The organism is Erwinia sp. HR93, from assembly GCF_034555055.1.
GTDB classification, from domain to species: Bacteria; Pseudomonadota; Gammaproteobacteria; order Enterobacterales; family Enterobacteriaceae; genus Apirhabdus; species Apirhabdus apintestini.
The window spans coordinates 3,558,188-3,570,920 of the sequence record NZ_JAXUDP010000001.1; the positions used below are offsets into that span (position 1 = coordinate 3,558,188).

The window sequence follows — 12,733 nt, forward strand, 5'->3', positions numbered from 1 at the left end:
TCACACCAAAAGTAAAGCCCCTAGTATTACATAGAGTGGGTCAGAGCGGTAAGCATCCTCGTTAAGAAAAAGCTAAAAATCAGCAAACTGAGCATATTCAGGGCATAAAAATTAAGCGGTTACCTGCTATAATCTTGGAGAAGATAAGTAAGATAATTGCCATATTCCGTCTTCCCAAGCAGCGCTGCTTCATGCATTAATCGTTCGGTAGAGATCCATCCTTTACGCCAGGCGATCTCTTCAAGACAGGCAATTTTGAGACCCTGTCTTTTTTCAATCGTATGCACAAACTGAGATGCCTCTGTCATGCTATCCCAGGTTCCGGTATCAAGCCATGCAAATCCCCGCCCAAAGAGCTCAACGCTCAGCGAGGCATCTTCCAGATACATTTGATTAATTGAAGTAATTTCAAGCTCACCTCTCGCAGAAGGCTTAACCTGGCGAGCAAAATCAGTTATTCGCTCATCATAAAAGTAAAGCCCTGTTACCGCCCAATTGGACTTGGGATTTAACGGCTTTTCTTCTAATGATATCGCCTGATAATCGTCATTAAACTCAATTACACCAAAACGCTCAGGGTCCGTGACCTGATATCCAAAAACAGTTGCGCCTTTTGCCTTTTGAGCCACCTTTTCAACCCTATGCCCAAAGCCGTGGCCAAAGAAAATATTATCGCCCAGAACCAGAGCACAAGGTTCGCCACCGATAAACTCCTCGCCGATAATAAAAGCCTGCGCTAGCCCTTCAGGCCTTGGTTGCACCTTCCAGGTTATACGAATGCCAAATTGGGTGCCATCACCTAATAATCGCTGAAAAGCGCTTAAATCATCGGGCGTAGTGATAATTAAAATATCCCGAATACCTGCCAGCATTAGGACAGAAAGGGGATAATAAATCATTGGCTTATCATAAATGGGCAATAACTGTTTCGATACGCCGCGCGTAGTGGGATATAGCCGAGTGCCCGATCCGCCTGCCAACACAATCCCTTTCATTGTTACATTGCCCATCGTCAGTTTTTTAACCCCAAACGTTGCCCTGTGTATGACCCATCCATGATATGTTTCCACCATCCCTGATTATTAAGATACCAAATAACGGTCTTGCGGATACCAGATTCAAAAGTCTCTAAAGGCACCCAACCCAATTCGCTGGCAATCTTAGAAGCATCGATCGCATAGCGTCTGTCATGACCAGGTCTATCTGTGACGAAAGAAATTAATTCGCTGTAATGCCTGATATCGCCTGGCCTTAACGGATTCAACTCATCCAATAAGTCACAAATAGTTTTTACAACATCTCTATTTTTACGCTCGTTATGGCCGCCGATATTATAAGTTTCGCCCGGTTTCCCCTGTCTGGCCACTAAACAAAGCGCCCTTGCATGATCCTCAACATAAAGCCAATCTCGGATCTGACTGCCGTCTCCGTATATGGGAAGCGTTTTTCCAGCCAGCGCATTAATAATCGTCAGTGGAATCAATTTTTCCGGAAAATGATAAGGCCCATAGTTATTTGAACAATTTGTCACAATTGTTGGTAAACCGTAGGTTCGCATCCAGGCTCGCACCAGGTGATCGCTGGAAGCCTTAGATGCAGAATAAGGGCTGCTAGGTGCATAAGGCGTATCTTCTCGAAAGAAGTCTGAATCATGTTCCAGATCGCCATACACTTCATCCGTTGAAATATGATGAAAACGAAACGTCGCACGGCGTTCCCTGGGTAAAGAGCACCAATAGGATCGAGAAGCTTCAAGCAGCCTATAGGTTCCTACAATATTAGTTTTAATAAATGCATCGGGCCCATCGATTGAGCGATCAACATGACTTTCTGCTGCTAAATGCATAACCACATCCGGCTGAAAACGCTCAAATAGACTGGTTAATGATGCATCATCACAGATATCGGTATGCGAAAAATGAAAGCGGGCATTATTAGATACTGGCCGTAATGATTCCAGGTTGCCAGCGTAAGTAAGTTTATCTATAACCATAACGTCGGCATCGCTATTTTCAATCAGCTCTCTTACTACCGCCGAACCAATGAAACCGGCTCCGCCCGTCACCATTATTTTCATAAAATTTCCACTAATGCCCTATCAATATTTTTGTTTAGCTACCTAATGTTATGGTAACAGAACCCACAATGAGCAACAGCCAAAAACAAAAAAACCAGCCGTTCACCAGCTGGTTTTAAAAAGGGTTAACTTATGCTATGGGAGGCTTTTAACCTTCAAGCCATTCAGTGTGAAAGACACCGTCTTTATCCGTGCGCTTGTAAGTGTGAGCGCCAAAATAATCGCGCTGAGCCTGGATAAGATTCGCCGGCAGCACGGCTGAACGATAACTATCATAATAGGAAATTGCGGCTGAGAAGGTCGGCGCAGGTATCCCATTTTGTACTGCATAAGCAACCACATCTCGCAAAGCCTGCTGATATTCATCTGCGATATTTTTAAAATAAGGTGCTAATAGCAGATTGGCGATAGCTTTGTTTTCAGCATAAGCATCGGTAATCTTTTGTAAAAATTGCGCGCGAATGATACAACCGGCACGGAAAATCTTTGCAATTTCACCGTAATTAAGATCCCAGTGATACTCCTCGGAGGCCGCCCGAAGCTGAGAAAAACCTTGAGCGTAAGAAACTATTTTGCCCAAATACAGCGCCCTACGCACCTTCTCAATAAAGGTAGCCTTATCACCAGCCGACTGCGGCCGCGGGCCAGATAATACTTTTGAAGCAGCCACACGCTGTGCTTTGAGGGAGGAAATATAGCGGGCAAATACCGACTCGGTAATGAGTGAAAGCGGCTCACCAAGATCCAACGCGCTCTGGCTGGTCCATTTTCCGGTGCCTTTATTGGCAGCCTCATCAAGGATCACGTCAACCAGATAATTGCCTGATTCATCTTTCTTGGTAAAGATATCTTTAGTGATATCAATCAAATAACTGCTTAACTCGCCATTATTCCATTCTGTAAACGTTTGAGCTAATTCCTGATTCGATAGGTTCAGGCCGCCTTTTAATAAAGCATAGGCTTCAGCAATAAGCTGCATGTCCCCATATTCGATACCATTGTGCACCATTTTTACATAATGACCCGCGCCATCGGGGCCTATATATGTCACACAGGGCTCCCCGTCCTCAGCAACGGCGGCAATTTGTTTCAGGATAGGCGCAACCAACTCATAGGCATGCTGCTGCCCACCGGGCATGATAGAGGGGCCTTTTAGCGCGCCTTCTTCCCCGCCAGAAACGCCGGTACCGATAAAGTTAAATCCTTCTTCTGAAAGTTCCCGATTGCGGCGGATCGTATCCTGGAAGAAGGTATTGCCACCATCAATCAGGATGTCGCCTTTTTCAAGGTAAGGCTTCAAGGATGCGATGGTCTTATCGGTTCCTTCTCCCGCCTTTACCATCAACAAAATGCGACGCGGCTTCTCCAGTGATTCGACAAACTCCTGCACCGAGTAGTATGGAACCAGCTTTTTACCGGAATTTTCAGCAACCACTTCATCAGTTTTTTCACGCGAGCGGTTGAAAATGGAGACGGTATAGCCACGGCTTTCAATATTTAGCGCAAGATTGCGCCCCATGACGGCCATACCAACGACGCCGATTTGCTGTTTGGACATGAGATACTCCTGTCAGATTGGTGACCGCGTCATATACGCGGCTTTAATGAAGTTAAGATATTAATCGACCTGGTCAGTTTAACAACCATTTTTATTGGCTATAGTTAATACTAAAGATTATCTATAAGATTATTAGGCTCTAAAAAGCCATATTTTTCATATTATTTAATAATATCTAATTTAGAAAAATGAGGGCGATTATTTTCTAAATCTTTTATAGATAATGGATAATAAACTTACGGGAAGTAATCGAGGCAAGGAGCGAAGCAGAGTACAAGAAACAATACCGACAATATTATCTATTTTTAATTTATATTTTAATTTTGCCAACTGAATTTCACTCTTGATATATGCTATACCTCTCCGCCGGGAAAGCATATTACCACCGGCTCTTACATGTACTAGTATATCCTCCATATTATGAGTTTCATATCCTGCAGAAATAACCCGCAGCCATAGATTATAATCTTCCATTGCATAATGATGATGATACCCACCCACTTTTGTAATGACAGACTTCCTAAAAGCTATAGTCATATGATTAAAGGGATTTCTTTTTTTGCAGTATAGCCGTATCTGTTCATGTTCAGAAACTGAAAACCGAACTCCTTTAGGGCATATCATTTTTTCATCATACTCATCGATAGCACCACCCAATAAAGCTATCGCTGGATTCCTTTCCAGAAAATTTATTTGCTTTTCGAAGCGATCATTTACACATACATCATCGGTATCCATTCTTAAAATAATTTCATTTCTACAGAAATCAATACCATGATTAAGGGCTTTACCTAAACCAATATTTTGAGATAGTGAAACAGTATCAATTGATAAACAATCACGATACATATCAACAACTTCTTCTAGATTTTTTCCTATAGGACCATCATAAATAATAAGTACCTGATCAGGGGGGGTAGTATTATTTTTGATACTGTCTAGGCATGCTATTAAATACTCAGCTCGTTCCTTAGAATATAAGGAGAGCAATACAGTAAATTTCATTCATTACATTCCAAATATATATTTGTACTAAAGCAACTAATCTTCAAATCATAGTAACATTCACATTATGAATATCTTCATTTAAATAACTTAAGATGGTTCAACCCTAAGTTATATTTCTTTATATAAAATTCATGAACATGCTAAGTCACTTAACCTTTTTTAAGATGTTTTTCATAAAAGAGGTTGCGCGTGGGCCAACAATAAGACTTATTTTATGCTTTAGTTTATCCTTCCCAGAATGCCATGATGCAGAGAAATGATGAATAGTATGGGTTTCAGAGGTAATAATAATTTTACCGGTACGCCATTGTTTCGCACAAAAATATTCAAAGGGATAGATGTGTAATCCCTCTTTCAGTTTTTGATAACTATTCTCAGGACGCCAACCATATTCACTAATAGTAAGGTCAGTAATTACCTGAGTATTTGGTGTTTTATCAAAGCTTCCATCAGGTAGAATAAATTTCCTTTTGCTATACTGTGAGAGTAGTTGCTCAACCCATGGATGCCCTAGTCTAGAAGCCATAGTTCCTGTCACACACATCAAATCATCTTCACATCCAGTGAAAGCATCATGTTCAAGAAATTTATCCAAGGGTTTTAATAATTCCACATCAGTGTCCATATAAACTCCCCCATGATGATATAAAGCATATAACCTTACATAATCAGTAACAAAGGCAAATTTCTTTAGGTCATAAGCTTCTTTTACATATTGATTACTGGTGATATCAAAACTATCCTCATTCCATAAAACAAACTCAAAATCAGGATGTATCTTTTTCCATGAATTAATGCAATCTATGGCTAGTTCTGGCATAGGGCCACGTCCAAACCAACAATAATGAATTTTCTTCGGTATCAAAATCGTTCCTTATAAATGTTCGTATTTCGAAAATATAATTAATCATTAATATAATTATATTTAGCTAACAACTAAGATCTTGTATAAGTAACTTATCTCTAATTAGACTGGATTTAATTGCAGTAGAGTTATAAGTTACTCCTAAGTCAAAAATAACATTAAAAATAGCCAAAAATTCAAATGGGAAACGACCGTTAATTCTTTTAACATTATTTAATAAATATAAATCTTCCTTTTCACTAGGATGCAATTTTAAAAAAACATCGTAATTTTCATTTATAAGATTTCTAATATAGCAGTTAAAAATACCCGCAATTTCATCTTTGGAATGCAAGCCATACAAATAAGTAGGTTGAGTTAATATAATCGCTCTCTTCTTTTGGGTTTTCGATTGCGATTTAAAAACTTCAAAACACTGGTCAACAAAGAAAACCTTTTCAATAACGTTTTTATCCGAAATAGGCATGTTCTTTATATATTCAACATCATCGACTTCTTCAATTAAAAAACTAAAACCAGAACTCATCTTATTTTCAATAGCGTTTAATAATCGAATTTTATCTCTAACATAAAAGATCGAAATACCATAAATAGAATTTTTTTTTATGAACAGAAGTTTCTTAACCACATCACCTAACTTACTTTTGAGTCCATTCTTCTCCTTTACGAAGAGAACATTATCCTGGTAGATACTTTCACCTTCTTCATAGAAATATACTTGATCAGGTGTTCCAATATTTGCCAAATATATAGGATAGAAATCAACAAAGCCATCCAGATAAAAATTTATTTTTTCTTTTTTTATCTTAAATGGATAAATAAAAACTCGGTAGAAAATATTAAATAAACACTCTTGAAAATTATTCTTTATAAAATATATTTTATGTATTCGACTAAGATCTTGCAATCCCGATAATGTAGCCTCCATCTCTGGACAATCATGAATATTAATAATCAGAATATTCTTCTCATTTTCCTTCATTATAGAATATACGAAGGGAAGTTTATTGTAATTCCATAGAAAAAAGTAATTCATAATGTTTTTGACCTAATCATCGCACGCTTCATTAACCCATAAGTAATATATGCAAAGACTATTGCCAGCGTTCTCCCCTCAAAAAATAGGTTGATATCACCTTGAGCAACCATTCTTATTACTAGTTCTAATATTGGGCCAATAAAAAGAAAAGAAAGGATATCGCCACTTATAAATGAAGATAAAATGTCATTTTTTATTATAATAATAATTGTACCAGTAATAATTAACAACATTATCACACCAAAATAGCCAAAATAATAATAGCCTATTGCTGGAAAACCATTCGCCAAGCTCCTTCCTCGGTTCTCAGATGAGCGCCAAGAATTGAGGATTTTCCCTGGGACAACTTCATTCATCAATTGATTCATTCCTTGATCAAATTTATCATTACCTTCTATTAAATTATCCGTAAACTTGTCCCATCGTAATTGCTCAGACACTTGGTGCTCATCATTAATCACCCACCAAATCTGACCAGCAGCTTCTATTCTCTTTTGTATCTTTTCTAAAGCAGTAGTATCACGATCATAATTTTCGACAGTTTGATAGTTAAAAAAGACAACAGAAAAGATAGCTACTATAAAAAACATTAGCCCCCATTGAATTTTTCGATAGATTTTATTTTTATTTTGCTCAGGTACCCTTACAGTGTAATACAATGTGGATGGTAGATAAAAACAGTAAATTACTATGAGTAACTCCCCTCCCTTTATTGAGCATAATATGTGGTATAGAACAATAAGCATAAAATATATCAAGAATCTTTTATGCTTATAAGTAAAGTAATAAACACCTAAAACCAAACAGACAAAACTCAATCGCCCCTTCAGTAAGTTTATATATCCCGGAACAATTGAACTAAAATAAACTGAACGATGCACCCCATTAAGTAATGGTATTCCTGTTTTTAAAAAAGCAATATAAAGAACAAATATAGAAACAACAATAAAACCCTCTATATAAATTTTCCCGACGCTAAACACCAATTTATTTTTTACTTTACTTTTATTTATAAGTAATAATTCAATAAAAAACATTGAAAAGAAAAGGTTATTTATAAAAGTTCCGTTCCAATGACTATAAGTATCAATTTCAAAAAGATATGTCCCATTTTCTATTAATGCCCCCCCAATTAACATTGGAACAATAATAATAAAAAACATAAGATTATTTGCATACTCTAATGGTCTATAAAAAAATATTGTTCCTAAATACAAAAAAAGAATGATTAGCCCAAAAGTAGTCACATTGATACCAAGACTATTAAATATCATAAGAATAACGGTAAAACTCAACAGTGAAATTCTTAATAGATTAAATATATTTATCTTCACTAAAATATCCCTTCCATCAGCGGATGGTACCTTTTAAAAAAATTGAACAAATAGTTTCTAATTAAATCGCTGATGATTTTACATAGTTATCAATTTAGAGAGAAAAGAATAAACGGTCTTATGAAATTGTGTTCATATATAAATACATGCACACTTAAATCCGTTTCAGGCACTTTTGAGACTATCGATTTTTCAAACACCAGCCACTACTCTCTCGGCGTTAGATTATTTAGGAACTCATGAGACTATTGCATTCACTCAACCAGCGCTACAAGATTCCTCTTACTTCATTCTGTTCTCAGTACAAATAAAAATCCTGAATTGTCGTCCGATATTTGCTATTAAAGAGTTCGACCAACACATTTCGCATTAGCTCTACTGGTTTTATTAATGCCAATATAGCACCAAGGCTTTCAACTAATTACCTTAACATTAGCGGCACTAGTATTTCTCATTAACAATCCTTAGCTTGAGAGTGGAGTTCCCAATTTACCTTATCCTGTCCATTATCATTAACAATCGTTATGCTAAAATATTAAGGTTAACTCCTATTCTCAGCACGTTACGATTAAAATTCTTCACGTAATTGAAGGTACGCAAACACCTGTCACAGTCCAAATAACTCAATGAATCGCTCTAGTTCATAGCCTTGGACATTGCCAATAGTGCTGAGTTACACACCAATAAACATAGCCGCTCTTTATAAAGAAAATTAAATCTTAGCAGTTCGTAAATACGATGCATATGCTTCTCATTCCTATCATGTCGCTGACTGCCTACATTTAAAATTATTTTAAAATCTTTATGCTCGACCAACCTGTGCAGTTACAACTGCTGACATCGATTTATGACACTGAGTATCGCGCTAATAGCATACATGCTTCTACTCAGTACAGTTATATCATGAAAATTCTAGCTTATAGCACTGAATGGTAAATTTTTGCACAGCGTATCATTCCAGTTTACATAGAAAATCCAAAGGCTGCACAGTGGGAATTTTCTTTTACCTATTTTTTAAATGAATGAAGCTTTCATTAAAAAACATACGTCTGTTATTACTGATAATATAATTAAAGTAGCTAGTTAAAGATGACGGTGAAGGTGAAGGAATTAGCTTTTACTACTTCAATTAATATATTGACACTTACATTTTTTTCTTAATTAAGAAACGCCATGATATTATATTGAGTTTCAAAACCAAAATCCATGTGGAGATAAATCTTATAAACATTGATAATGCAAAAGCCATAGCAACGCCGATAATGCCATTGTATTTCATAAAAGAAATCAACAACAATATATTTAAGACTCCACAAGAAATCGTTACAATCGATAACCTTCCAGTTCGTTTAGCATAAAAAAGATAGTTCGTCACCATTAGATACATTCCATTAAAAGCCTGACCTAGACATAGCCAGCCAATAACGGAAGTAGCCTGTTGATATTCAGAGCCTGCCAGCCATCTAACAATATATGGTCCAATCCAAAATGATAGTCCTCCCAAGAACGCCAAAATTATAAAATAAAAATAAGTAAAGCGAACCAATTGGCTAATTTTCTCTATATCATTTGCTGATAATATCCTGAAAAGCCAAGGAATAAGAGCTTTATTTATTGCATCAAAAATAACAACCATACCTAGACTTAACTGGACACCCAACATATATATTCCAGCTTCACCTACACCAAGTTTATTATTAATTAATATCCTATCTATTGCACTTAAGAAGAAAATACCAATAATATGTGGAACTAAAGGAACTCCAAATTTTAAAGTATCCTTAATGAACTCTATACGAAAACTCATTAGAGCTAATAAATTTTCTTTATAGAGAGTTATGAATGAAAAAATAGAAAATAGAGCTGCCGCCAAAATCATAGCATTTATTCGACTAGCAGCGCCGAACCCAAAGTATAATAGAAAAGCAATCGTAAGGAGAAACAGTAATAAACTTTGTGAGACCTGAAACATTCCAAAGCGCCACGCCCGCCCTCGTATTTGCCACTGTCCAAGTCTAAATTGAATAATAAAATTACCAGCGGATACAATTATTGCAAAAAAGATCCAAGATACAGGAATGCTTAACCATTTACTCAAAGAAGCAGAGAATATTCCTCCCAAAAGAATTAATAAAAATGAACTTATAGCCAAGACATGAAAACATGCCCCGTTATATTTTTTTAATTCATCGCTCGTTAAATCATCGTAATAACAACGATTAGCGGCGCCAATTGTATTAAGGCCTGTTAAAGCAGCCAATCCACTGACTAATGTCTGAAACATTGCGATCTCTCCATAACCTTCGGGAGATAATTTATGTGTCAGAATTGGTAATAATAAGAAAGGAACTAAAGCATTTAAAATATTAGAAAAAAGATAAATACTCGAATTTTTAAGTAAAGACATGGAATTCAACCGGCAATACTTCATATTTTAAGATCATAAAAATCTTTATAAGGCTCAACATTGGAATCAAGAAAATTCTTGATGGCTTTCATTGCGCTTTCAAGAACATTATCTTTATAATAAGGGTTGACGATGTTCTTTATGCTATCTGAATTTTTTAGCTGCTGACTTAAAAGTATCGCATTTTCAATTTCTTCTACTTTACAACCACAGTCGATGACCGTATCCCCACGAACCCGCCCTTTCTGACGATCACCTATGTTTATAGTTGGGATAGAGAACGATGGAATTTCAATTAATCCTGAAGAAGAATTACCTATTAACCCGCAAGAATATTTATTTAATGCAAGATATTCTTCTGGCCGTATAGATTTAAAAAACCTGGAATTATTCACCTTACAAAAATCAATAATATTTCTAGTTATTTCATCCGCGCCTGTATCAGAATTTGAACCTATAAATATAAAATCGTATTCATGATTAAAATTCCCCAATGCTTGCAATAGCTCATCCAGTTGGGACAGAACAGATGTTTGAGTTAAAGTTTCGGGGTGAAATACCACCATAAAATATGGTTGTGATAATAATCCAAACTTGTCTTCAAGCTCCTGTTTAGAAGGAAGTTTCATTAATAATGCATTTTCTGCGCCTAAAGCTCCAATATTGAATACATTATGAGGATCCTCACCCATTTGGACAATCCTATTTTTATATTCCTCAGTAGAGGCTAAATGCAGGCGAGACATTTTTGTTATCGCATGCCGTATAAACTCATCATAATTACCTAAAGTTTTTTCTCCACCATGGAAATGGATGATTGGTATATTATGCATTGCTGCAGCAACGGCTACTGAGAATATCTCATACCGATCACCAAGGATCATTAGCGCATCAAATTTATTCTTTTCAAAATAAGCTCCAAATAATTTCTGGCAATTAGCCATTGATGTTAATATTTCAGAGTTATTTTTATTGTTAATATCAATATCAAATAATTCATCAACGATGAATCCATCTTCCTCAATGACCTTATATGTCAGTCCATATCTCTTATCACAATGCATCCCAGTTGCTATTATAGATAGCTCAATAGAATCATCAGATTTTAGTTTTAGCAATAATCTTTTCAAGATGCCGTATTCTGCCCGCGAGCCCGTTACATATAATAATTTCTTTTTCACTTGAATACACTCAAAATATTTTTCTCAAGCTGATCATAAGCAGCTTCATTAAAATGAAGCCCATCATTAGTATATTGGTAAGATAGATTGCCAAATGGATCATAATAAGAAGAGTCAAATGTAATCAAAATCGCCTTTTTAGACTCGTTAATGTATTGACTTAATCTTTCATTTAAATGTTCTATCATGCGATTATCTCTATCTACACGCCCCAAAACCGGTGGAATAGAAAAGATATATATTTTTGCCTGAGTATTAATTTGATGAATTTTATCGATGATTTTATTTATCCAATAAATTGTATAGTCAACATTCCACCCCTCAACAACAATATCATTAGATCCAATCATCAGAAAGACATCTTCTCCTACTGAACTTATAAGTCCTTTATTTAAGATCAGTTCATAATATTGTTGGCTATTTATTCCTGAAATACCTAAATTATTAATCCGTTTACCACCTAATACTTTAATACTCCAATAATCAAAAATTGAATGTCCCATGAAAGTAATAGGGGATACCGATTTAAAATATTCTCTCTTCTCCTCAATACGTCGCATAATCATGTTTCTTAAGTTTATAGATTTATTTTTTTTATTTTGGATCATGATTGCAACATTAAAATCAAATATATTATCTATATCAATAGAGTCCTCATAAGTCATGATATAAGCAATACTATTACTACCAAAAAAATGTTTTTTATCAAGATAGTCTGCAAGGTAGCCACAAAATATAGCCCCATTAGGCATATATTGCTTGCAATTTTGTCTCCGATAGTTGCTAAAATCTTTATCAAAATGACCTAAACTCAGAGAGCTTTCTATCGGTTTAATTAAATCAGCGCTTTTATCGCTTTCAGTTACGGAAACCAAAAAGCGAGCATAATTTGAACTTTCAAATAGTTCTGCTGCTTGAATAATGTGTTCTGAATTACGGAAAGGGGAAGTCGGTTGTAAAAGAAAAAAATAATCATAATCATGATATTTTTCTAAAATGTCCTTCACAACCATAAATGAAGTAGCAGCATCTGATGCTAATTCTTTATTACGTATATGAACTTCTGCTCCGTATCTTTCAGCAATATACTTATACTCTATAGAATCTGTAGAAACTATAACTCTATCAAATAGCCCCGAATCTATAGCTGCCTCAATGGTATAGGCAATCATAGGTTTATCAACAAGCATTAAAATATTTTTATTTGGTAACCCTTTAGATCCTGAACGTGCAGGTATGATAGCGATTCGCCTAAATGGCATAA

At 35.7% G+C, this 12,733-nt stretch carries 10 protein-coding genes; all 10 read right to left on the minus strand.

The genetic code is table 11. The features are described 5' to 3' along the window. Positions 1-119 precede the first annotated feature (119 nt). Complete coding sequence (gene rfbA, locus SFA31_RS16655; RefSeq protein ID WP_322838981.1) at positions 120-995, minus strand: glucose-1-phosphate thymidylyltransferase RfbA; 876 nt, start codon at positions 993-995, stop codon at positions 120-122. A 17-nt stretch (positions 996-1,012) separates the two neighbouring features. Continuing rightward, the gene (gene rfbB, locus SFA31_RS16660; protein WP_322838982.1) at positions 1,013-2,077 is read right to left on the minus strand and encodes a dTDP-glucose 4,6-dehydratase; all 1,065 of its coding nucleotides are present in this window, start codon (positions 2,075-2,077) and stop codon (positions 1,013-1,015) included. A gap of 148 nt (positions 2,078-2,225) precedes the next feature. Further along, positions 2,226-3,635 carry an NADP-dependent phosphogluconate dehydrogenase gene (gene gndA / locus SFA31_RS16665; RefSeq protein ID WP_322838983.1) on the minus strand — a complete coding sequence of 470 codons (1,410 nt, stop codon included), beginning with the start codon at positions 3,633-3,635 and terminating at the stop codon, positions 2,226-2,228. 198 nt (positions 3,636-3,833) lie between these two features. Next, the gene (locus SFA31_RS16670; protein ID WP_322838984.1) at positions 3,834-4,640 is read right to left on the minus strand and encodes a glycosyltransferase; all 807 of its coding nucleotides are present in this window, start codon (positions 4,638-4,640) and stop codon (positions 3,834-3,836) included. A 148-nt stretch (positions 4,641-4,788) separates the two neighbouring features. After that, on the minus strand, positions 4,789-5,508 hold the full coding sequence (locus SFA31_RS16675; RefSeq protein ID WP_322838985.1) for a glycosyltransferase family 32 protein: 720 nt from the start codon (positions 5,506-5,508) through the stop codon (positions 4,789-4,791). Between the two features lie 64 nt (positions 5,509-5,572). Continuing rightward, positions 5,573-6,490, minus strand: coding sequence for a hypothetical protein (locus tag SFA31_RS16680; protein ID WP_322838986.1), 918 nt, complete (start codon positions 6,488-6,490; stop codon positions 5,573-5,575). Positions 6,491-6,540: 50 nt separating this feature from the next. Continuing rightward, positions 6,541-7,881 (minus strand): DUF6418 domain-containing protein, encoded by a 1,341-nt coding sequence (locus tag SFA31_RS16685; protein ID WP_322838987.1) that lies wholly within the window; start codon positions 7,879-7,881, stop codon positions 6,541-6,543. A 1,144-nt stretch (positions 7,882-9,025) separates the two neighbouring features. Next, positions 9,026-10,288, minus strand: coding sequence for a lipopolysaccharide biosynthesis protein (locus SFA31_RS16690; RefSeq protein ID WP_322838988.1), 1,263 nt, complete (start codon positions 10,286-10,288; stop codon positions 9,026-9,028). A 20-nt stretch (positions 10,289-10,308) separates the two neighbouring features. Further along, the gene (gene neuC / locus SFA31_RS16695; protein ID WP_322838989.1) at positions 10,309-11,469 is read right to left on the minus strand and encodes a UDP-N-acetylglucosamine 2-epimerase; all 1,161 of its coding nucleotides are present in this window, start codon (positions 11,467-11,469) and stop codon (positions 10,309-10,311) included. Further along, complete coding sequence (locus tag SFA31_RS16700; RefSeq protein WP_322838990.1) at positions 11,466-12,731, minus strand: cytidylyltransferase domain-containing protein; 1,266 nt, start codon at positions 12,729-12,731, stop codon at positions 11,466-11,468. The genes neuC and SFA31_RS16700 overlap by 4 nt, the downstream gene beginning before the upstream one ends. Positions 12,732-12,733 lie beyond the last annotated feature (2 nt).

Coding starts and splice junctions, on each gene's coding strand:
- rfbA (WP_322838981.1), bottom strand. CDS start 995: ATGAAAGGGATTGTGTTGGCAGGCGGATCGGGCACTCGGCTATATCCC.
- rfbB (WP_322838982.1), bottom strand. CDS start 2,077: ATGAAAATAATGGTGACGGGCGGAGCCGGTTTCATTGGTTCGGCGGTA.
- gndA (WP_322838983.1), bottom strand. CDS start 3,635: ATGTCCAAACAGCAAATCGGCGTCGTTGGTATGGCCGTCATGGGGCGC.
- SFA31_RS16670 (WP_322838984.1), bottom strand. CDS start 4,640: ATGAAATTTACTGTATTGCTCTCCTTATATTCTAAGGAACGAGCTGAG.
- SFA31_RS16680 (WP_322838986.1), bottom strand. CDS start 6,490: ATGAAGGAAAATGAGAAGAATATTCTGATTATTAATATTCATGATTGT.
- SFA31_RS16690 (WP_322838988.1), bottom strand. CDS start 10,288: ATGTCTTTACTTAAAAATTCGAGTATTTATCTTTTTTCTAATATTTTA.
- SFA31_RS16700 (WP_322838990.1), bottom strand. CDS start 12,731: ATGCCATTTAGGCGAATCGCTATCATACCTGCACGTTCAGGATCTAAA.